This is a genomic window from Streptomyces sp. NPDC030840 (genome assembly GCF_055572015.1).
The window spans coordinates 302,445-323,956 of record NZ_JBVIEE010000004.1 but is presented as its reverse complement, the minus strand read 5'-3'; the positions used below and the strand labels follow the sequence as shown (position 1 = coordinate 323,956).

The following is a 21,512-nucleotide window of genomic DNA, read 5'->3' as shown; positions in this document are numbered from 1 at the left end:
CCGTGGACGGAAGGAAGCGCGCCTCCCACGCCTGGATGCGGTACTTCACGCCCGGCCCCGCCCTCCACCGGCTCGGCCTCGCCTGCCTCGGCGTCGGACTGCAGCACGGCGAGCTGCCCACCGTCGGGCCACGCACCCTCGACCACCACGTGGCCGTCGTGATCAGCGAGGGCGGAGGCTGGTTCCGGGCCGGCGACGGACCCCGCGTCGAGGTCACGGCACCCGTCCTGCTCTGGCTCACCCCGGGCGTCCCCCACCACTACGGGCCCGGCCCGCGCTGGGACGAGAGCTGGGTCGCCTTCACCGGGCCCGCGGCCGAGGCGTACACCGAGCTCGGCTGCATCGAACCGGACCGGCCCGTGGTGCCCCTCTCGGACGCGTCCGGCGCCCGCGCGGTCATCGGCCGTATCGCCCGCACCGTCCAGCGCGACACGTCCCTGCCCGAAGTGAGGGCGGGCGCCGCCCTGCACGAGCTCCTCGTGACCCTGCGCGGTGCCCGCGCCGACCTCGCACCGGACGGCGACCGGATCCTGCAGGCCCTCGCCCGCGACGCCTGCCGTCCCCTGTCCGTCGCCGAGCACGCCGCCCGGCTCGGCATGACCACCGCCGAGCTGCGCACCGCCGTCCGGCGCGGTGCCGGCTGCAGCCCCAAGGACTACCTTCTGCGGGTCCGCCTTGACCGTGCCAAGGAACTGCTCGCCTCGACCGACCTGCCCGTCGCCGCCGTGGCCCGGCGTGTCGGGTACGACGACCCGGCGTACTTCTCCCGCCTGTTCACCCGCCGTGTCGGCGTGGCCCCCGTCCACTTCCGCACTCAGGAGAGCCGCGCGATGATCGAACAACTGCACGCCCCGTAGGGTGACGCCCATGACCTCCAGCAACACCGGCACCGGGGAAGTCGACCCCGCTGTCCGCGCCGAGCTCGTCCGGCTGCGCGAGAGCATCGACAACATCGACGCCGCCGTCGTCCACATGCTCGCCGAGCGGTTCAAGTGCACCCAGCAGGTCGGCCACCTCAAGGCCGAGCACCGGCTGCCACCCGCGGACCCGGCGCGCGAGGCCCAGCAGATCGCCCGGCTGCGCACGCTCGCCGAGAGCGCCAATCTGGACCCCGCGTTCGCGGAGAAACTCCTGAACTTCATCATCGCCGAGGTCATCCGCCATCACGAGCGCATCGCGGACGACGCGGTGAACGGCGCGTCCGGCACGGGGGAGTGACACCGCGCCCGCCAGAAGGCATCCTGCGTGAGCACTCCTTGTGGAGGTCTCGGGTACGAGTGGTGAGGTACCCGGCCCTCCCACTGATGTGTCCGAGCGAGGGGACGTCGGGCCATGCCGTCGGATGCCAGGATCCTCATCGTCGACGACCATGAGGACACGCTGTACGCCCTGGAGAGCGCCCTGGCCCCGCTGGGCTACCAGCTGACGCGCGCCACCAGCGGCGACGCGGCACTCAAGGAGGTCCTGCGCGGCCAGGTCGGACTGCTGCTCCTCGACGTCCGCATGCCCGGCGTCAGCGGCCTCGACGTCGTGCGTTACCTGCGGCGCCTGGAGCAGACCCAGTACATCCCCGTCATCCTGCTCACCGGCTTCGGCCCCGACACGGAACTGGCCTCCACCGCCTACGCGCTGGGGGTCGCCGACCTCGTCATGAAGCCCGTCGACCCCTGGGCGCTGCGCACCAAGGTCCGCTTCCTGTACGACGCCCACCAGCGCAGCCACGCCCTGCAGCGCGAGGTACGGGAGCTGCGCGCCCGCATCGGGGACCTCACCCCGCAACAGGGTCCCGCGCTGCCGCGCCCCGACGGGCGGGTACCCGAGCAGCGCGAGGGGCACGGCGCGAGGGGCGCGGCGAGCGGCGCCCGGGACGCACGGAACGGCGCCCGGGACGACGCGGCCGGCAGGAAGCCGCAGAAGCCCGCGGAGGACCGGACACAGGCCTGAGGCGGTCGGACACCGCTCGCAGGGGGCGCACAGGGGAGGGCGGCGGACAAATGCCGTGTACCGGCCCGCCCCTGTGCGGTGTCAGCGGCATCAGGCAGCATGTCCTGCATGTCCGTACTGACGCGCGACGAAGCGCAGACACGTTCCAGGCTCCTCGACGTCCGCCGCTACGAGATCGACCTCGATCTGACGCGTGGCGACGAGCTGTTCGACTCCCGCACCGTCATCCGCTTCACGGTACGCGGGGACCGACAAGCCACGGACACCTTCGTCGAGCTCAAGGCCGAAGAGCTGCGCGAGGCCGTCCTCGACGGACACGCCCTCGACCCGGGCACCTTCGACGAGAACCGGCTGCCCCTCAAGGGCCTGGCCGCCGGCGAGCACGAACTGCGCGTCGACGCCGTCATGCGCTACTCCCGTACCGGCGAGGGCATGCACCGCTTCACCGACCCCACCGACGGCGAGACGTACGTCTACACGCAACTCGCCCTCGACGACTGCAAGCGGGTCTTCCCCGCCTTCGACCAGCCCGACCTCAAGGCCGTCTTCGAGCTGACGGTGAAGGCCCCCGAGGACTGGACGGTCATCGCCAACGGCATCACCGAGCAGCAGGAGGACGGCACCTGGCGGGCCGCCCCCACGCCGCTGATCTCCACCTACCTGGTCGCCGTCGCCGCCGGTCCCTGGCACTCCGTGCGCACCGAGCACCGCGGGCTGCCCTTCGGCATCCACTGCCGCCGCTCCCTCGCACCCCACCTGGACGCCGACGCCGACGAGATCCTCGACATCACGCGCGCGTGCTTCGACCGCTACCACGAGAAGTTCGAGGAGCCGTACCCGTTCGACTCCTACGACCAGGCCTTCGTCCCCGAGTTCAACTTCGGGGCGATGGAGAACCCCGGCCTCGTCACCTTCCGCGACGAGTTCGTCTACCGCTCCGCCGTCACCGACACCGAGCGGCAGACCCGCGCCATGGTCATCGCCCACGAGATGGCCCACATGTGGTTCGGCGACCTCGTCACCCTCAAGTGGTGGGACGACATCTGGCTGAACGAGTCCTTCGCCGAGTACATGGGTTACCAGACCCTCACCGAGGCCACCGCCTTCACCGACACCTGGGTCGACTTCGGGGTCGCCCGCAAGGCCTGGGGGTACGACGCCGACCAGCGCCCCTCCACCCACCCGGTCGCCCCCGAGGCCATCGACGACACCGCCTCCGCGCTGCTCAACTTCGACGGCATCTCCTACGCCAAGGGCGCCTCGGCGCTACGGCAACTCGTGGCCTGGCTCGGCGAGAAGGACTTCCTCGCCGGCATCAACACCCACTTCGCCCGCCACCGCTTCGGCAACGCCACGCTCGCCGACTTCATCGACTCCCTCGCCGACGCCACCGAACGCGACGTGCACGCCTGGGCCGACTCCTGGCTGCGCACCACGGGCGTCGACACACTCACCCCGAAGGTCGCCCGCGCCGACGACGGCACGTACACACTGACCGTCGAGCGCGACGGCAGCCGCCCCCACCGCATCGCCGTTGGCCTCTACGACCCGGACCCCGGCGACGACAGCCATCACCTCGTCCTGCGCGAGCGCCCCGAGTTCGACGTCCCTCAGGACACGGGCAGGCCGATCGGCAAGCGGCCCGCGCTGCTCCTGCTCAACGACGGCGACCTCACCTACGCCAAGGTCCGCTTCGACCCCGCGTCCTTCGCGGCCGTCCGCGACAACCTGTCGGGGCTGCCCGACCCGCTGACCCGCGCCGTCGTCTGGAACGCCCTGCGGGACGCCGTCCGCGACGGCGAACTGCCCCCCACCGCCTACCTGGAGGCCGCGCGCGCCCATCTGCCGCGTGAGACGGACCTGGCGCTGGTCCAGGGCGTGCTGTCGTTCGCGTCGGCCCAGATCACGGACCGCTTCCTGAACGACGACGACCGGCCCGCCGCCCTGTCGAACCTGACCGCCCTGTGCCACGACCTGATCCGCCGCACGGAGGACGGCTCGAACCCCGGCCTGCGCCTCACGGCCGTACGGCACTTCATCGACGTCGCCGCCCACCCCGACGCGATCGCCGCCTGGCTCGCCGACGGCACGGTGCCCGGCGGTCCCGAACTCGACCCCGAGCTGCGCTGGCGCATCCTGGGCCGCCTCGCGGTCCTCGGCGCCACCGACGAGGCCGCCATCGACGCCGAGGCGCAGCGCGACCGGAGCGCCACCGGCCAGGAGGGCGCCGCCCGTTGCCGGGCCGCGCTGCCCGACCCGGAGTCCAAGCGCACGGCCTGGGAGGCCATGTTCGCCACCGACGACCTCTCCAACTACCTCTTCACGGCCACCGCCCAGGGCTTCTGGCAGCCCGAACAGGCCGAGCTGCTCCAGGAGTACGTGGAGCGGTACTTCACCGACGCGGTCGCCCTCGCCGCCCGCCGAGGCCCCGCCATCGCCGACGCCGCGGGCCGCTGGGCCTTCCCCGCGTACGCCGTCGACGCCGAGACGCTCCGCCTCGGCAAGAAGTGCCTCAAGAAGTCCGACCCGATCCCGTCCCTGCGCCGCAAGCTCGCCGACCAGCTGGACGACCTGGGACGGGCACTGAGGGTGAGGGAGGCGCACAGCGCCCCGTAAGCGGCGCGGGGAACTGCGCGACCAGCCAGGCAGGACCCGCGGAACTCCCACCGGCAGAAACCACAACGGCGCTCCGAACAGCACCCTCACCCGCGCCGCATCGTTCTCCAGGACATGAGCACCCCGCCCCTCGCCTCAACCGCCGGAGGCGCCCCCCTGGGGCAGTTGCTGCGAACCGTGCTGGGCGCCCTGCGAGAGGGCACCGAAGCGAGGGGCGGCCCCCTCCCCGAAGGCGGGCCGCAGGCCGTCACCGCACGCGTCCGGGCCGCCGTCGGAGAGGTCCTCCCACGCCACGGCGACCCGGACGCCCTCCACACCCTCGTCCGCGCGTTCGCCGCCGGGGCGGCCGATCCCGCCGACCCGCTGTGCGCGGCCCACCTGCACTGCCCGCCCCTCGCCGTGGCGGCCGCCGCCGACCTCGCGGCCTCCGCCCTCAACCCCTCCCTCGACTCGTGGGACCAGGCGCCGGCCGCCTCGGCGCTGGAGGCCCTCGTCACCAGGGCGTTCGCCGACGAAGTGCACGCGGGCGACGCCCTGGTCACCACCGGAGGCACCGAGTCCAACCAGCTCGCCCTCCTCCTGGCCCGCGAAACCCAGGCGGCCCAGGGGCCCCTCCGGCTCGTCTGCGGCGCCAACGCCCACCACTCCCTGCACCGCGCCGCCTGGCTGCTGGGCCTGCCCGAACCCGTCGTCGTCCCCACCCCGGCCGGCGTCCTCACCCCGGCCGCCCTCGACGAGACCCTCACCCGGCTGAACCGTCCGGCCCTGGTCACCGCCACCGCCGGCACCACCGACGCCGGGCTGATCGACCCGCTGACCGACCTCGCCGACGTGTGCGCGGCCCGCGGCGCCCGGCTGCACGTGGACGCCGCCTACGGCGGAGGGCTCCTCTTCAGCGACCGCCACCGCGCCCGGCTGCACGGCCTCGACCGTGCCCAGACGATCACCCTCGACCTGCACAAACTCGGCTGGCAGCCGGTCGCCGCCGGCCTCCTGGCCGTGCGTGACGCCGCCGACCTCGCCGTACTGGCCCACCGCGCCGACTACCTCAACGCCGACGACGACACCGCGGCCGGACTGCCCGACCTGCTCGGCCGGTCCCTGCGGACCAGCCGCCGCCCCGACGTCCTCAAGATCGCCGTCACCCTCAGGAGCCTCGGCCGCGAAGGTCTCGGCGCACTCGTCGACCGGGTCTGCGCCCTCGCCGGCAAGTTCGCCGCGCTCGTCGACGCACACCCCGGCTTCGAGCTGTACGCCCCGCCCACCATCAGCACCGTCCTGTTCCGGCCCACCGGAACGACCGACGCGGACGTGGCGGAGGTACGCCGACGGCTCCTGCACAGCGGCCGTGCCGTCCTCGGACGGGCCGCGCCCGACGGACGCCTCTGGCTCAAGGCCACCCTGCTCAACCCGCACACCCGGCCGAGCGACCTGGCCGCACTCCTGGAACTCGTGGAAGGAAACGCCCCCACATGAGTACGTCCCCCCACATGGACACGTCCCCGCACGTGGACACGTCCCCCCACATGACCCCACGCATGGGCACGCCCCCACCCCACGAGCCGGAAGCCCCCCGCGACCTGGTGGGCATCGGCATCGGCCCGTTCAACCTGTCCCTCGCCGCCCTCGCCCATCCGCTCGCCGAGCTCGACGCCGTCTTCTACGACCAGCACCCCGCGTTCCACTGGCACCCCGGCCTGCTCATCGAGGACACGACCCTCCAGGTCCCGTTCCTGGCCGACCTGGTGACCCTCGCCGACCCCACCAGCCCCTGGTCGTTCCCCAACTACCTCAGGTCCCGTGACCGGCTGTTCCCCTTCTACTTCGCCGAGCGCTTCCACATCCGGCGCGCCGAGTACGACGCCTACTGCCGCTGGGTCAGTGAGAACATCCCCGGACTGCGCTTCAACCACCAGGTCGACGCGGTCCGCTGGAACCCCCGACGCGACCTGTTCGAGGTCGCCTTCACCCGCCTCGACCGCGACGGCGAAGCCGAGTCCCTCGGCCGTACGTACACCAGGAACGTCGTCCTCGGCATCGGCACCGCCCCGCACGTACCCGACTCCCTCAAACCGCTCGTCGACGCTCCCGGCGTGCCCGTCATCCACGCCGCGGACTACCTCGGCGAGCGTGACCGCCTCCTCGCCGCCGGCCACGTCACCGTCATCGGCGCGGGGCAGTCCGGTGCGGAGATCTTCCTCGACCTCCTGAAGTCCCGGCCCGCGGGGCGCGAGCGGATCCACTGGCTGGCGCGCACCGATGCGTTCGCGCCCATGGAGTACTCCAAGCTCGGCCTGGAGCACTTCACGCCCGACTACACCCACTACTTCCACGCCCTGACCGAACCGACCCGTGACCGGCTCGTCGCCGCGCAGTGGCAGCTCCACCGGGGCATCGCGGCCCCCACCCTGGCCGCCATCCACGAGGAGCTCTACCGCCGCACCCTGCACGGCGGCTGGCCCGACGCGGTCCTCACCCCCGGCGTCCTGGTCCGCACAGCCGGCCGGCTCTCAGCCACCAAGGTCGAGCTCCACCTGGAACACCTCCAGCAGGGCACCCGCTCCCGCCTCGCCACCGACGCCGTCGTCCTCGCCACCGGCTACCGCGAGCGCCCCCTCGACCGCCTCCTCGCCGGCCTCGACCCGTACCTGCGCCGCGACAGCTCCGAGCGGCCCCGCGTCGACGACCGGTTCCGCCTCGTCCTCGACCCCTCGGTCACCGCCTCGGGCGGCCACGTCTACCTACAGAACGCGGCGCTCCACGCCCACGGCGTCGGCACCCCCGACCTCGGCCTGGCCGCCTGGCGCAGCGCCAGCATCCTGAACGCGGTCACCGGCAAGGAGCCGTACCCGCTGCCCGACCGTACGGCCTTCACGACCTTCGGTCTCGAGCCTCGGCGGCCGCAGATCCCGCCCACGCGCCGGAAACCGGCCCTCATCCCGCCCGTCGACCGCGGGTAGGCGAATGTCGCCGCGCCCTGCGCCGCCGTCGTCAACCCGCGCGAGGCTCCGAGCGCCCTCCGAGGTCCGGGGCTTCGCCGACCAGAGCGCCTCCCAGCCGAACACCCGGCCGACGGCGGCGACGCCCTTCGTGCCGCCGTCGCGGACCCGGACCCACCGACCCGGATCCGCGTGGAATCCAGCAGCGGCGACGGCCTCCACGTCAACGGCGCCGGCGCGAAGGCCCTCGCCGACGCCGTGGACCTCACTCTGCTGAGGCTCCAGCCACTCGGGCTCAGAAGACCGGCGTGCCCTCGCGCGTCAGCCTCCAGTCCACCGCCGCGAACGCGGCCGGATCGACGGACCCCTTCGCCTTCACCCACGCGATCATGGTGTTGCGGATCTCGTCCGAGTTCGACCACAGCAACTGGGCAGCAGCGACATGCGGGAAGTTGCCACCGCCGTTGGCACGGTAGTTGTTCACCGCGAACACGAACTTCGCGTCGTCCGCGAGCGGAGCGCCCTCGAACCGCACGTTCGTGACGCGCGACCCCGCCGGCTTCGCGATGTCGATCTCGTACGTCAGGCCGCTGACCACGTCGTAGTTGTAGTCCGGTGTGCCGTTCGCGTTGGTCAGCTTCGCCGGGTCCACCTCGGCGCCCGCGGGCGTCTGCACGAAGTAGTTCGCCGAGTACTCCAGGTAGGCCTTCATCTGCGCACCCGTCATCAGGCGCGCCTCCAGCGTGTTCTCGAAGACGTACAGACCCGCCACGTCCCGGATCGTCACCTCGCCGCCCGGGATCACGGCGGTGCGCGAGAAGCACGCGGCCTGCGACAGCACCGGCAGCGCGGCGTACTCGCTGCCCGCCAGCGCCTGCCTCACCGTGTCTGCCTGGATGTGGTTGATCAGGTCGATGATCGGCACGTCCTTGTAGGGCGCCTCGGCCGAGGTCATCTCGGCGGCGTTGGTGCCGATGACCTGGTTGACGTACGCCACGACCTTCTCGTGCTCGTCGGCGAGCAGCTTCGTGATCTTCGGGTCCTCCTCCACCGTGTTGGAGTTCAGGACCCGCGCACCCACCTTCTCGACCTTCCAGCAGCCCTTCTCCCAGACCAACTCGAAGTCGAACAGCGTCAGACGCTGACCCCACTTCAGCGGCTCGGAGAGCACGACCTGCTTGCCGGTCTCCTTGTTGGTGACGAAGTACTCCGGGATCTCGGTGTGCGCGTGACCGACCAGGATCGCGTCGATGCCCGGCACCTGCTCGGCCACCAGGCCGGCCGCGTTCTCGATGTACGGCAGCTGGTCACCGTAGGACGACGTGCCGGACGAACCGCTGTGCGCCGACACGATGACGACGTCCGCGCCCATCGAGCGCAGCTTCGGCACCCACTTCGCGGCCTGCTCCTCCAGGCCCGGGAACGTCATCTTCCCCTGCACGTTCGCCTTGTCCCAGATCGCGATGCCCGGGTTGGTCAGGCCGAGCACCGCCACCTTCACGTCACGGCCGAACGGGGTACGCAGCCGGTGCATGCTGAACGGCGGAAAGGCGGGCCGCAGCGTCTTCGCGTCCAGCGCGTTGGCGCCGAGCAGCGGGAAGCGGCACTGCTCCTCGAACTTGCGCAGCACCGGGATGCCGTAGTTGAACTCGTGGTTGCCGAGCGCCGCCGCGTCGTAACCGATGGCGTTCATCGCCTGCGCCATCGGGTGCACCGGACCGCCCTTGGCGGTGATCGGGTCGACCTTGGCGTAGTAGTACGACAGCTGAGTGCCCTGGATGGTGTCGCCGGCGTCGATGAGGAGGGTGTTGCGGCGGCCCTTCTCGGCACGCACCTGGTTCACCAGGGTGGAGATCTTCGCCAGGCCGACGTCGTTGTGGGCCTTGTCGTCGAACTCCTTGTCCGTGAAGTAGTCCCAGTTGAAGACGTTGCCGTGCAGGTCGGTCGTGCCCAGCACGGTGAACGCGTACCGCTTCGGCCGCTTGCCCGCGCCCCTCGCCTCCGCTGCCTGCGCGCCCGGCGCCGCGACCGCGCCGGTCAGCGCGACGCCCGCCCCGGTCACGGCGGACTTCTTCAAGAACTTCCGGCGGTTCAACGGCATGTCGGGTACTCCTCGGGGAACGGGTCAACAACGCGCGTAGATAACGCGCGTAGATTCTGACCCGGCCATGACGGACCGCAACAGGTCCCGCAGGTTTCGATCTGATGACCTCATCCGTGAACCGCAACACCGCAACCAGGAAAGACGTGACAGAGTGGGGCGTATGACCTCGCCCGCCGAACCATCCGCCGAAGCAGCCCACGTCCCGTACGGCACCCCCGACGCGCCCCGCATCGCCGTCCGCGGCGAGGCACAGCTCGAAGTCGACCCCGAGATCGCCCGCATCGGCGTCACGGTCGGCGCCCGCGGCAAGGACCGGCGTGCGGCCCTGGACGACCTCACCCGCCGCAACGCCACCGTGCTCGACCTCGTCAAGGGGTACGGGGACGCGGTCGAGCACGTGGAGACCGGCGCCTTCTCCATCACGCCCGAGCTGACCAAGCACGGCCGCGGCGAACGCGTCCACGCCTACCACGGCCGCGTCCACATCACCGCCGAACTCACCGACTTCACCGCGCTCGGCGAACTCACCACCCGCCTCGCCGACCTGGAGCTCACCAGCGTCGACGGCCCCTGGTGGGCACTGCGCCCCGCCTCGCCCGCCCATCGCCGGGCTCGCCAGCAAGCCGTCCGCGAGGCCGTCCTCCGCGCCCGCGAATACGCGGAGGCCCTCGGCACCACCCTCACAGCCCTGGTCGAACTCGCCGACATCGGCGCCGAGAACGCCCAGCCGTACGCGCCCGCCCCCGGCCACATGCGGTCCATGGCGTACGCCGCGGACGCCGCGGAGGCGGCCGCCCCCCTCGACCTCGAACCACAACGGCAGCGCGTCCACGCATCAGTGAACGCCCGCTTCACGATGGCACCGCCCCGGCTGTGAGAAGCGCGGAGGAGCGCCAGTGAGTGCTCCCGGGGTGCTCATCGGAGCACCCCGGCGCACACTTCAACCTTTGTCAACCACCCTTCATGCAAAGGTTGTTGAGTCGTCATGCCCGGCCAATTCCCTACCGGTCGGTAAGGCCTAGGCTCGACCCATGCGCCGAGCAAAGATCGTCTGTACCCTGGGGCCCGCCACCGACTCGTACGACCAGATCAAGGCCCTGGTCGAGACCGGAATGGACGTCGCCCGCTTCAACCTCAGCCACGGCGGCCACGCCGAGCACGAGGAGCGCTACGAGCGCGTACGAAAGGCCTCCGACGAGACCGGCCGGAGCGTCGGCCTCCTCGCCGACCTTCAGGGTCCGAAGATCCGGCTCGGCCGCTTCACCGAAGGGCCCGTACTCCTTGAACGCGGCGACACCTTCACCATCTCGGTCGAGGAAGGCGTCGAGGGCGACCACACCACCTGCGGGACGACGTACGCCGGCCTGGCCGACGACGTCACCCCCGGCGAGCGCATCCTCGTCGACGACGGCAAGGTCTGCCTGGAGGTCACCGAGATCGACGGGCCCCAGGTGCGCACCACCGTCGTCGAGGGCGGCATGATCTCCGACCACAAGGGCCTGAACCTGCCGGGCGTCGCCGTCTCCGTCCCGGCCCTGTCGGAGAAGGACGAGGCGGACCTGCGCTGGGCCCTGCGCACCGGCTTCGACATCATCGCGTTGTCATTCGTCCGCAGCGGACGCGACATCGAGGACGTCCACCGCATCATGGACGAGGAGGGCCGCCGCCTCCCGGTCATCGCCAAGATCGAGAAGCCGCAGGCCGTGGACAACATCGAGGACATCGTCCTCGCATTCGACGGCATCATGGTCGCCCGAGGCGACCTCGGCGTCGAGATGCCGCTGGAACAGGTCCCGGTCGTCCAGAAACGAGCCATCAAGCTCGCCAAGCGCAACGCCAAACCGGTCATCGTCGCCACCCAGATGCTCGACTCGATGATCGACCACTCCCGGCCGACGCGCGCGGAGGCCTCGGACGTGGCCAACGCGGTCATCGACGGCACCGACGCGGTGATGCTCTCCGGCGAGACGAGCGTCGGCAAGTACGCGGTGGAGACGGTCCGCACGATGTCCCGGATCGTCGCTTCGGCGGAGGAGGACATCCTGGCGAAGGGCCTGCCGCCCCTGACCGACCGCAACAAGCCCCGCACCCACGGCGGCGCCGTGGCCCGCGCGGCCGCCGAGATGGGCGACTTCCTCGGCGCCAAGTTCCTCGTCGCGTTCACGCAGTCCGGCGACACGGCCCGCCGCCTGTCCCGCTACCGCTCCCCGATCCCGCTCCTCGCCTTCACCCCGGACCCGGCCACCCGCTCCCAACTCACCCTCACCTGGGGCGTGGAGACCTTCCTGGGGCCGTACGGGGGCTCGACGGACGCGATGGTGGACCAGGTGGACGAGCTGCTGCTGCGGTCCGGCCGCTGCGAGAAGGGCGACATGGTGGTGATCACGGCGGGCTCGCCCCCGGGGGTCTCCGGGACGACGAACATGGTCCGGGTGCACCACGTCGGGGAGGACGACAGCCCCAAGTAGCGGTCGCTCAGTACTTGGGGCCTACGTGGGCGTCCATGAGGGCTACGGAGGCTTTGCGGGCGATGGAGATGTTGTGTGAGTTCGCTTGTTTCCAGTCGACCCCGACTTTGTCGAGCGTTGCCGTGAAGAGATGGATGATGTCGGCCGACTTGTTGGTGAAGAAGTACCGGGGGTACTCGTAGCGCTTCTGTACTCCGCGTACGAGCCGGATCGTCCAGTTGGTGATGCGGCACCCGTCGGAGTGGATGAGTCCTCGGATGAACTCCCATGGGTGAGCATCGACGATTTCCTGCTGCCAGGGTTCCAGTGCGATCTTGCGGTTGTGCTTTGCGCCGGGCCCGTGCTGGGGGAAGAGGCAGGGCCAGTGCTTGCTGGAGCCGGTGACCGCTACGCAGCCCTGTTTCTTGACGCGGTACACGCTGTTGTCCGGGCGCACGGAGCGCATCGCGGTTTCGCACGCATTGATGATGCCGGGCCACGCATTGTCGAGCACGATGCGCATGAAGTACACGCCTCGCCGGTGAGCGTTGATGCAGCCGTCGCCGAGATACAGGCCCAGCAGGTAGGCGTACGCCGCCTGGTTGTCGGGGTTGCCAGGCACATCCTGGCACCTCGGGCAAGGGCGGCCGGTGCCTCCCCGTGGCTCGATACGGGTCCGCCAAGAGCGGATCGCTGCCCGGGAGACCCCAGTCTCCTTGCTGACGGAGCTCAGGCTGCGTCCCTGTGCTACGAGCGCCAGCGCTCGCTTGCGTGTGCCCATGTCGTACATGCGGCCACCCTGCGTGAGTGATCGTTGCGACACGCAGCAAAAAGTGGATGTTCACGAGAACGTGGACATCCGCTTTCTAGTGCTGACCTTGGAATCTAAGGAAAAGTGCCCCGGGTGGGATTCGAACCCACGCTGTCGGTGGTTTGAGCACCGTGCCTCTCCCGCTGGGCTACCGGGGCTTCCTGCAAAACGAAGGTTGGCGGTCACCCGCCGTGCCCCCACCATACCGCAGCTAGGTACGCTCTTGTCAGCAGTACCCCTGCCCGTGAACGAGGAGCCCGAGTGACCACGTCCGAGTCGCCCCAGCCCGCAGACGTGCCCGACGACGACAAGTCGCACGTGCCTCCGCTGACGACCCGTGTCGTCATTGCCGAGGACGAGGCGCTGATCCGCCTCGACCTCAAGGAGATGCTCGAAGAAGAGGGCTACACCGTCGTCGGTGAGGCGGGCGACGGTGAGCAGGCCGTCGAGCTCGCCCGGGAGCACCGGCCCGACCTCGTGATCCTCGATGTGAAGATGCCCAGGCTCGATGGGATCTCCGCCGCCGAGAAGATCGCGGAGGAGTCGATCGCGCCCGTTCTCATGCTGACCGCCTTCTCCCAGCGTGACCTCGTCGAGCGCGCCCGGGACGCCGGGGCCATGGCCTACCTCGTCAAGCCGTTCAGCAAGAGCGACGTCGTGCCGGCGATCGAGATGGCGGTGTCCCGTTTCAACGAGCTGCGGCAGCTGGAGAAGGAGGTCGCCGACCTCACGCAGCGCCTGGAGACCCGCAAGCTCGTGGACCGCGCCAAGTCGGTGCTGCAGACCGAGTACGGGCTGACCGAGCCGGCCGCGTTCCGCTGGATCCAGAAGACGTCGATGGACCGCCGTATGTCGATGCAGCAGGTCGCGGAGGCCGTCATCCAGGACGCGGAGGAGAAGAAGGCCTCCAAGGGCTGATCCCACCGGGCGGCTCCCACCGCACGGCACACACGACGAGGCCCGCGCCCCCCGGAGAAGGAGGGGCGCGGGCCTCGTCGTGTGGGTGGTCGGTCCTCGCCGGGAGTGATCAGTCCTCGCCGAGGTACGCCTTGCGCACCGACTCGTCGTGCAGCAGGTCCTGGCCCGTGCCCGAGAGCACGATCTTGCCGATCTCCATGACGTGTCCGTGGTCGGCGAGCGACAGTGCCGCCTGGGCGTTCTGCTCGACCAGGAGGATCGTCGTGCCCTGCGACTTGAGTTCGGCGATCGTGGACATGATCTTCTGCATCATGATCGGCGACAGGCCCATGGAGGGCTCGTCGAGCATCAGCAGCTTGGGCTGGGACATCAGTGCCCGGCCCATGGCGAGCATCTGCTGCTCACCGCCGGACAGTGTGCCCGCGGCCTGCTTGCGGCGCTCCCCGAGGATGGGGAACAGGTCGTAGGCGCGCTGGATGTCCTTCTCGATGCCCGGCTTGTCGTTGCGCAGGAACGCACCGAGGCGCAGGTTGTCCTCGATGGTCATGCGGGGGAAGATGTGCCGCCCCTCGGGGGAGTGGGCGAGCCCCAGCGACACGATGTTGTGCGCGGGGATCTTCTTCAGCGACTTGCCGTCGAACTTGATCTGTCCGCCGACCGGCTTGAGCAGGCCCGACAGGGTGCGCAGGGTGGTGGTCTTGCCGGCGCCGTTGGTGCCGATGAGCGTGACGACCTCGCCGGCGTCGACCTTGAACGAGATGCCCTTGACGGCTTCGATCTTGCCGTAGGCGACCCGGAGGTCCTCGACTTCGAGCAGTGCGGTCATCGGTCGTTCTCCTTGCCGGGCGCGGCGTCCGTCGTGTGCTCGGCGGCTGCCTCGGCGGCCTCGACCTCCGCGACCTCCTCCTTGCCGGGTGCGTCTTCGAAGGGCTCGCCGAGGTAGGCGGCGATGACGCGCTCGTCGCCCTGCACGGTCGCGCTGTCGCCCTCGACGAGCTTCTCGCCCTGCACCAGGACGGCGACCCGGTCGCAGAGGTTGAAGATGAACCGCATGTCGTGCTCGATGACGAGTACCGCGATGCCCTGGTCGCGGATCGCGAAGACGAGTTCCTCGGTGGCCCGGGTCTCCTGCGGGTTCATGCCGGCGGTGGGCTCGTCGAGGAGCAGCAGGCCCGGCTCGCTCGCCAGCGCCCGCGCGATCTCCAGTTTGCGCTGCTCGCCGTAGGGGAGGTTGCGGGCCAGGTGTTCGGCCTTGGCGGCCAGGCCCACGAACTCCAGCAGTTCCATGGCGCGTTCGCGGGAGGCGGCCTCGGCCTTGTGGAAGCCGGGGCCGCGCAGTAGCGCCGACCACAGGCCTTCCTTGGTCCGGGTGTGGCGGCCCACCAGCACGTTCTCCAGGACCGTCATGTTGGCGAACAGGCGGATGTTCTGGAACGTACGGGCGATGCCGGCCGCGGTGACCTTGAAGGACTTGGGCGGCAGGACGTTGCCCTTGTAGCGGACCTCGCCCTCGGTGGGGATGTAGAGGCCGGTCAGGCAGTTGAAGAAGGTGGTCTTGCCGGCGCCGTTGGGGCCGATCAGCCCGACGATCTCACCGCTGTTGACGGTGAGGTCGACGTTGCGGACGGCGGTGAGACCGCCGAAGCGCATGGTGACGCCGCGTGCGTCGAGCACGGTCTCGCCGGGGGCGGTGGCGCCCGGGGCGGAGCCCTTGGTGGTGGTGTCGGTGGTCATCGTGGTCAGGCCCCTGCCTTGCTGAGGACTGTGGGTGCTTCCGCGTCTTCGTGGAATTCGAGCTGGCGGCGCCGGTTCGGGATGAGGCCCTCCGGACGGAAGCGCATCAGCAGGACGAGCGCGAGACCGAAGGCGAAGAGCTGGTAGTCGCCGAGGAACTGGAGCTTGGCGGGGATCAGGTAGAGCAGCGCGGCGCCGACGAGCGGGCCGCTGATGGTGCCCATGCCGCCGAGGACGACGGCCGCGAGGAGGAATGCCGAGTTCGGCGGGACGACGTGGGCGAACTGGTACTGCTCCGGGGTCACCGTGTACGTCACGTGGGCCTGGACGGTGCCGGCGAGGCCGGCGAGCGCGGCGCCCAGGGCGAACGCGATGAGCTTGACCCGGAAGCCGTTGATGCCCATGGCCAGGGCGGCCGTCTCGTCCTCGCGGATGGCGATCCAGGCGCGGCCGATGCGGGAGTCGCTGCTGCGCCGGAAGACCACCACGACGACCAGCGTGATGAGCAGCATCAGCAGGAAGTAGTTGGCGAAGCGCGCGATGGTGAAGCCGGCGATGGTGTGCTCCGCGCCGAAGTCGAAGCCGAGGATGTTGAGGTTCGGGATCGACGAGATGCCGTTGGAGCCGTTGGTGATGTCGGGGCCGGAGGTGCCGTCCATGTTGAGGACGGTGATTCGGAAGATCTCACCGAAGCCCAGCGTCACGATCGCGAGGTAGTCGCCGCGCAGCCGGAGTGTCGGGGCACCGATGATGACGCCGAAGATCATGGCGACGACGGCGCCGAGGACGGCGGAGGCCCAGAACGGCAGCTGGATGTCGAACGGCGAGGAGGGGGAGCCGGAGACCATGGCCGCGGTGTAGGCGCCGACGCCGAGGAAGGCGACGTAACCGAGGTCGAGGAGGCCGGCGAGGCCGACGACGATGTTCAGGCCGAGGGCGACGGTCGCGAAGATCAGGATGTAGACGCCGATGGTCGCGTACTGGTCGTCGGACTGGGTGAAGGGGAAGAGCGCGGCCGCGACGAACGCGCCGATCATCGTGACGTTGCGGTGCTTGCCGGTGAGTGCCGAGACCTGGGCCACGAGCCCGGCCTTGGCGGCGGCGGCGAAGCCGAAGCCGGCGGTGATGAGGAAGCCGACGAACAGTTCGTCGTACTCGGTGCCGATTCCGTACGTGAACACGGTCAGCCCGAGGGCCAGCGCCGCGACGATGATCAGGATCTCGGCGTAGGCGGGGAGCTTGCGGGCCGGGGCGGCCGTGCCGGAGGCGAAGGCTGCTTTGAAGACCGCGAGGTTGGTGCGCGCGTTGTGGCGGAACTGCTCCCAGCCGGTGTCATCGGGGTCGGCCGGGTCGGGCTCCGGCCGCTCGAAGGGCAGCGAGAGCGCGCCGAGCACGGCGGCGAGGGTGGCGACCGCCACGACCCAGCCACCGGGTTCGAGGTTGACCAGGCCGCCCAGTTGGACGCTGATCGCGATGATCGTGAACCAGGCGGTGGCGAAGGTGCCCAGAGCGGTCAGCTTGATGGCGCTGTCGGCGCCCGCCGGGGCCAGCCAGCCGAGGCCCTTGACGCCGTACGAGGCGAGGCCGAACAGCGCGGTGAGCGCGCCGCCGATGAGGACCAGGACCTGCAGGCCGCCGGGGTAGCCGTACACGGTGAGGTTGCCGGGGAACGCGGCGGTCCAGGTCCAGGACAGGAATGTGGATATCACGGCGAGGACGCCACCGCCGGTGGCGAGCGCGCGGCCGATGTTCTCCGGGAGGCCGACGAGGCCCTTGGGGGCGCCGGCGACGGGGGTGCTCGGGGTCTTCGGTGCTGTGGTCTGTGTGGTCATCGGTGTCACGCCCTGTCCGCGACGCGCTCGCCGAGCAGGCCCTGTGGCCTGAAGAGGAGCACGAGGATGAGGAGTACGAACGCCCAGACGTTGGCCCAGGACTGGCTGCCGAACTGGTCCATGCCGGGGATGTCGGCGATGTAGGCGGTGGAGAGGGCTTCGGCGACGCCGAGGACGACGCCACCGAGCATGGCGCCGTAGATGTTGCCGATGCCGCCGAGGACGGCCGCGGTGAAGGCCTTGAGGCCGAGGATGAAGCCCATGCGGAACTGGACCTCGCCGTACTTGAGGCCGTAGGCGACGGCTCCGACGGCGGCGAACGTGGCGCCGAGGGCGAACGCGACCACGATGATGCGGTCGGTGTTGATGCCCATCAGCTTGGCGGTGTCGGGGTCCTGGGCGGTGGCCTGCATGCCGCGGCCGGTGCGGGTCTTCATCACGAAGTACGCGAGGACCGCCATGCTGATCGGGGCGGCGATCAGCAGGAAGACGTCACCGGTCTGGATGGTGACGCTGCCGATCTCGAAGGGGCCGCCGTCGATCTGCGGGAAGGTGATCGCGGACCGGGCGTCCGGGTACCAGGCCCACACCGCCTGCTGCAGGGCGAGGGAGAGGCCGATGGCGGTGATGAGGGGCGCGAGGCGGGGCGCCGTGCGCAGGGGACGGTAGGCGAACCGTTCCGCTCCGACGGCTACCAGTACCGCGACGATGATGCCGCCGATGAGCATCAGGGGTAGTGCCACCCACAGGGACGTGCCGTCGGGCAGCACGTAGAGATAGACGGTGAGGGCGCCGAAGCCTCCCACCATGAAGATCTCGCCGTGGGCGAAGTTGATGAGCTGGACGATGCCATAGACCATCGTGTAGCCGATGGCGACCAGCCCGTACATGGATCCCAGTAGCAGGCCGTTGACCAGCTGCTGCGGCAGTTCGTTCACCGCATGTCCTCCGAGACGTTCGGATAGTCGAGGGATGTGACCGGATGTGAGTGCGCGCGGGGCGCCTGTGATGCAGCGCCCCGCGCGGCTCAAATGAGTGGTGCGGGTGGGGTCAGCCGGTGTAGGTACCGGACTTCACGGCCTTCCACTCGCCGCCCTCGACGGAGTAGACGGTGAGCTGCTTGTTGGTCGCGTCACCGTACTCGTCGAAGGAGACCTTGCCGGTCACACCGTCGAAGGACACGTTCTGCATGGCCTCGGTGACCTTGGCGCGGGCGTCGTCCGGAAGCTTGCCGTCGTTGTCCTCGACGACCTTCTTCACGGCCTCGATGATCGCCCAGGCCGAGTCGTAGGAGTAGCCGCCGTACGCCTCGTAGGCCTCCTTGTAGCCTGCGGACTTGTAGTTGGCGACGAACTCCTTGGCGGACGAGAGCTCCTCGACCGGGGCGCCGACGGAGGTGGCCAGGTCGCCGGTGCCGCTGGCGCCGGCCAGCTTGATGAAGTCGGCGCTGTAGATGCCGTCACCGCCGACCAGCGGGACCTTGGCGCCGACGGCCTTGATCTGCTTGCTCAGCGGACCGGCCTGGGGGTACTCGCCGCCGTAGTAGACGACGTCGGCACCGGAGTTCTTCACCTTGGTGGCGACGGCGGAGAAGTCCTTGGTGTCGGGGTCGATGTGCTCGGTACCGACGACCTTGCCGCCGAGCTTCTTGAACTCCTCGGAGAAGGTGGCGGCGAGTCCGGCGCCGTAGGTCTTCTTGTCGTCGATGACGAAGACCTTGGTCTTCTTGGCGTCGTTGTAGACGTACTGCGCGGCGAACGGGCCCTGGATGGCGTCCGTGGTCGCGGTGCGGAAGTAGGACTTGTACGGGCGGGTCTTCTTGGTCTGCCAGTCGGTGCCCTGCGTCAGCGCCGGGTTGGTGTTGGCCGGCGAGACCTCGACGAGCTTGGCGTCGTCGAAGACCTTCTGCATGGACTCGGCGACCGAGGAGTTCAGCGGACCGACGACACCGAGGACGTCCTTGTTGGCGACGAGCTTGGTGGCGTTCTGCTGGCCCGAGGAGGGCTGAGCCTGGTCGTCGAGGGCCTGTACCTCGAAGGTGACGCCCTCGACGGTCTTCTCCTTGTTGGCCGTCTTGGCGGCGAGGTCCACGGAGTTCTTGATGCCGAGGCCCAGCGCGGACAGGTCGCCGGTCAGCGGCGCGTCGACGCCGATGACGACCTTGGTGCCACCGCCGCCGGAGGAGTCCGAACCGCCCTCGTCGCGCGAACCGCAGGCGGTGAGTGTGAGTGCTCCCGCCGCCAGCGCGGCGGTGATGGCGATGAGCGAACGTTGACGCACGATCAGTCCTTTCCGGTGGCACGGCCCTACCTGTTGGAGCGGCCGAGTCGAGCGCTGGGGCCGAAGATCTTCGAATCCGATGGCGCGGTGACTGGCGGTGACTCTAAGCGTGTGTGGGGAACGTGGAGGAGGGTCTGACCGATGCTGTGACGCTCTTGTTATGACACGACGTAATGCAGAGCGGTACTGGGTGGGTGGAAGAGTGGAATTCCGGCCGATTCGCCCCGTCCGCATAGTGAGAACATGCAGGGTGTCGAGCGGTGGTTTCAGTAGTGTTCTACGTCTTTGGTGATGACGGGGGCTTGGTGCCGCAAGCGGCTCGAAGGGCCTCTGAGAGGTCGTGCGCATAGCGCTCGCCCAGGATGAAGCTGTGGTCTTCTATTGCGCGCGTATTACGCAGAGTTACGTCCAGGAAAGGCAGGCCGGCGTTCCTCGGTGTATTCGCGCAGCGCACCACATGCATGGTTATTACAATCTTTCGGGGGGAGCCGGCCTTGACCCGGAAGGGCGGTCGGGGCGCCGAGACGAGGGAAAGAGCGGCGTACGGCTGGGTGACGCGGGTGACGGTGATGGGCGGTCCGGCCTGGGTGGTGACCTCCACCCCGAAGCTGAAAGTCCTGCTCGGAGTGGTCGTGGGCGTGCGCTCCGCGCCCAGGTAGTCGAAGCCGATCACCTGCGAGGGGTACGGCGGAGGGGGCGGCGGCTGCGCCTGGGGACGCGTCGCGTACAGATAGCCGCCGCCGGCGAGGAGTACGGCGGCCGCCCCGGACGTGAGCACGGCACGGCGGCGCCGCGCGTACAGCCGCGCCAGGCGCCCGCGCGGGGGCGCGGCGATCGGCGATGGGCCCGCGTCCGGGGCGTCGTCCCACGCGCGCGTGCCCTCACCCGGCTCGACCGGACCGACGCCGCTCACTGCCAGGGCCCCTTGGACGGGGCGCCGTCGACGTACAAGTCCTCGCAGCCCTCGCGTGCCTCGCGGTCGATCAGTTCCTCGGCCGGCTTACGGCCCGCCCGCTCCTTCTCGGCCCGGGCGGCGTCCACGATCTCCCGCAGGATCTCGTACTGCCCGTTGGACAGCCCCATCGACTGGTAGTCGCCGTAGGTGTCGCTGTCGAGCACCTCCCGCGACCAGTACGCGACGATCCGCGCGCACAGCTTCTCGGGGGGTGTGGCCGACGGCGACGAGTCGCTTGGTGTGGCTGCCCGCGCACCGGCCGGCGTCCGCTCGTCCGGGCCGGCTCCCCCGCACCCGATGACCAGCCCGCCGGTCAGCAGCACCAGCCCGAACCCCCGTCCGAGTACCGCCCCCCGTCCGGGGGCCCCTCCCGTTGTCATGCCCTGACGCTAAGGGGACAGCTGCCCGCCATCAACGGGGGGCGCGCCCGGGCGGGTCAGCCCTCCGGCTGGACGTACCGCGCGTCGCCCCGGTTCGCGTCCCGCAGCAGGCACGTCAGCCGGGCGCTGCACACCCGCCTGCCCTGCTCGTCGCTGATGACGACCTCGTACGTCGCCGTCGAGCGCCCCCGGTGCACCGGTGTGGCCACACCGGTCACGAGGCCGGACCGGACACCCCGGTGGTGCGTGCAGTTCAGGTCGACGCCGACGGCTATCTTCGAGCTGCCCGCGTGCAGCATGGAGCCGACCGAGCCCAGGGTCTCGGCGAGCGCGGCGGACGCGCCGCCGTGCAGCAGCCCGTACGGCTGGGTGTTGCCCTCCACGGGCATCGTGCCGACGACGCGCTCGGGCGAGGCCTCCACGATCTGCACGCCTATTCGAGTGCCCAGGTGCCCCGCGGAGAACATGGCGACGATGTCGACGCCGAGGGCCGCGTACTCGTCGATGACCTCTTGCGGGAACGTCACGTGCTGCTGCTCGCCCATGGGGCCC

Annotated in this window: 19 protein-coding genes and 1 tRNA gene; 9 read left to right on the top strand and 11 right to left on the bottom strand. The window is 70.0% G+C overall.

Going from position 1 to position 21,512, the window contains the following annotated elements:
• Positions 1–35: 35 nt before the first annotated feature.
• The 6 genes from ACZ49J_RS11820 to ACZ49J_RS11795 all read left to right on the top strand — a co-directional run bounded on the left by ACZ49J_RS11820 (position 36) and on the right by ACZ49J_RS11795 (position 7,520).
• Positions 36–857 (top strand): helix-turn-helix transcriptional regulator, encoded by an 822-nt coding sequence (locus tag ACZ49J_RS11820; protein WP_467451567.1) that lies wholly within the window; start codon positions 36–38, stop codon positions 855–857.
• A 10-nt stretch (positions 858–867) separates the two neighbouring features.
• Positions 868–1,218 carry a chorismate mutase gene (locus ACZ49J_RS11815; RefSeq protein WP_467451361.1) on the top strand — a complete coding sequence of 117 codons (351 nt, stop codon included), beginning with the start codon at positions 868–870 and terminating at the stop codon, positions 1,216–1,218.
• A 114-nt stretch (positions 1,219–1,332) separates the two neighbouring features.
• Positions 1,333–1,944 (top strand): response regulator, encoded by a 612-nt coding sequence (locus ACZ49J_RS11810; RefSeq protein ID WP_467451360.1) that lies wholly within the window; start codon positions 1,333–1,335, stop codon positions 1,942–1,944.
• Between the two features lie 99 nt (positions 1,945–2,043).
• Entirely contained in the window at positions 2,044–4,560 is a 2,517-nt protein-coding gene (pepN, locus tag ACZ49J_RS11805; RefSeq protein WP_467451359.1) for an aminopeptidase N, read from the top strand.
• 114 nt (positions 4,561–4,674) lie between these two features.
• Positions 4,675–6,036, top strand: a complete 1,362-nt coding sequence (locus tag ACZ49J_RS11800) for a pyridoxal phosphate-dependent decarboxylase family protein (protein ID WP_467451358.1) — start codon at positions 4,675–4,677, stop codon at positions 6,034–6,036.
• A 62-nt stretch (positions 6,037–6,098) separates the two neighbouring features.
• Entirely contained in the window at positions 6,099–7,520 is a 1,422-nt protein-coding gene (locus ACZ49J_RS11795) for a lysine N(6)-hydroxylase/L-ornithine N(5)-oxygenase family protein (RefSeq protein WP_467451566.1), read from the top strand.
• A gap of 274 nt (positions 7,521–7,794) precedes the next feature.
• On the opposite strand, the gene ACZ49J_RS11790 is transcribed toward ACZ49J_RS11795, so the two are convergent.
• A complete protein-coding gene (locus ACZ49J_RS11790; protein WP_467451357.1) occupies positions 7,795–9,600 on the bottom strand; it encodes a bifunctional metallophosphatase/5'-nucleotidase in 1,806 nt (601 codons plus the stop codon).
• A gap of 163 nt (positions 9,601–9,763) precedes the next feature.
• Between ACZ49J_RS11790 and ACZ49J_RS11785 the strand changes: the two genes are divergently transcribed.
• Together ACZ49J_RS11785 and pyk are read left to right on the top strand one after the other, a co-directional pair.
• Complete coding sequence (locus tag ACZ49J_RS11785) at positions 9,764–10,480, top strand: SIMPL domain-containing protein (RefSeq protein ID WP_467451356.1); 717 nt, start codon at positions 9,764–9,766, stop codon at positions 10,478–10,480.
• A 154-nt stretch (positions 10,481–10,634) separates the two neighbouring features.
• Complete coding sequence (gene pyk / locus ACZ49J_RS11780) at positions 10,635–12,071, top strand: pyruvate kinase (protein WP_467451355.1); 1,437 nt, start codon at positions 10,635–10,637, stop codon at positions 12,069–12,071.
• 7 nt (positions 12,072–12,078) lie between these two features.
• Here the strand turns inward: pyk and ACZ49J_RS11775 are convergent, their stop codons facing one another.
• Both ACZ49J_RS11775 and ACZ49J_RS11770 read right to left on the bottom strand, forming a co-directional pair.
• Positions 12,079–12,840 carry a transcriptional regulator gene (locus ACZ49J_RS11775; RefSeq protein WP_467451354.1) on the bottom strand — a complete coding sequence of 254 codons (762 nt, stop codon included), beginning with the start codon at positions 12,838–12,840 and terminating at the stop codon, positions 12,079–12,081.
• 106 nt (positions 12,841–12,946) lie between these two features.
• Positions 12,947–13,019 (bottom strand) — tRNA-Leu (locus tag ACZ49J_RS11770).
• A gap of 103 nt (positions 13,020–13,122) precedes the next feature.
• Between ACZ49J_RS11770 and ACZ49J_RS11765 the strand changes: the two genes are divergently transcribed.
• Positions 13,123–13,779, top strand: coding sequence for an ANTAR domain-containing response regulator (locus ACZ49J_RS11765; protein WP_467451353.1), 657 nt, complete (start codon positions 13,123–13,125; stop codon positions 13,777–13,779).
• Positions 13,780–13,888: 109 nt separating this feature from the next.
• On the opposite strand, the gene ACZ49J_RS11760 is transcribed toward ACZ49J_RS11765, so the two are convergent.
• The 8 genes from ACZ49J_RS11760 to ACZ49J_RS11725 all read right to left on the bottom strand — a co-directional run bounded on the left by ACZ49J_RS11760 (position 13,889) and on the right by ACZ49J_RS11725 (position 21,505).
• Positions 13,889–14,605, bottom strand: coding sequence for an ABC transporter ATP-binding protein (locus ACZ49J_RS11760; RefSeq protein WP_467451352.1), 717 nt, complete (start codon positions 14,603–14,605; stop codon positions 13,889–13,891).
• The gene (locus ACZ49J_RS11755; RefSeq protein WP_467451351.1) at positions 14,602–15,513 is read right to left on the bottom strand and encodes an ABC transporter ATP-binding protein; all 912 of its coding nucleotides are present in this window, start codon (positions 15,511–15,513) and stop codon (positions 14,602–14,604) included. The genes ACZ49J_RS11760 and ACZ49J_RS11755 overlap by 4 nt, the downstream gene beginning before the upstream one ends.
• Before the next feature lie 5 nt (positions 15,514–15,518).
• Positions 15,519–17,345, bottom strand: coding sequence for a branched-chain amino acid ABC transporter permease (locus tag ACZ49J_RS11750; RefSeq protein WP_467451350.1), 1,827 nt, complete (start codon positions 17,343–17,345; stop codon positions 15,519–15,521).
• A gap of 5 nt (positions 17,346–17,350) precedes the next feature.
• Entirely contained in the window at positions 17,351–18,283 is a 933-nt protein-coding gene (locus tag ACZ49J_RS11745; RefSeq protein ID WP_467451349.1) for a branched-chain amino acid ABC transporter permease, read from the bottom strand.
• Between the two features lie 112 nt (positions 18,284–18,395).
• Positions 18,396–19,625, bottom strand: a complete 1,230-nt coding sequence (locus ACZ49J_RS11740) for a branched-chain amino acid ABC transporter substrate-binding protein (protein WP_467451348.1) — start codon at positions 19,623–19,625, stop codon at positions 18,396–18,398.
• 277 nt (positions 19,626–19,902) lie between these two features.
• Positions 19,903–20,538 (bottom strand): Tat pathway signal sequence domain protein, encoded by a 636-nt coding sequence (locus tag ACZ49J_RS11735; RefSeq protein ID WP_467451347.1) that lies wholly within the window; start codon positions 20,536–20,538, stop codon positions 19,903–19,905.
• The gene (locus tag ACZ49J_RS11730; RefSeq protein WP_467451346.1) at positions 20,535–20,960 is read right to left on the bottom strand and encodes a hypothetical protein; all 426 of its coding nucleotides are present in this window, start codon (positions 20,958–20,960) and stop codon (positions 20,535–20,537) included. The genes ACZ49J_RS11735 and ACZ49J_RS11730 overlap by 4 nt, the downstream gene beginning before the upstream one ends.
• 56 nt (positions 20,961–21,016) lie before the next feature.
• The gene (locus tag ACZ49J_RS11725) at positions 21,017–21,505 is read right to left on the bottom strand and encodes a PaaI family thioesterase (RefSeq protein ID WP_467451345.1); all 489 of its coding nucleotides are present in this window, start codon (positions 21,503–21,505) and stop codon (positions 21,017–21,019) included.
• Between the last annotated feature and the right edge of the window lie 7 nt (positions 21,506–21,512).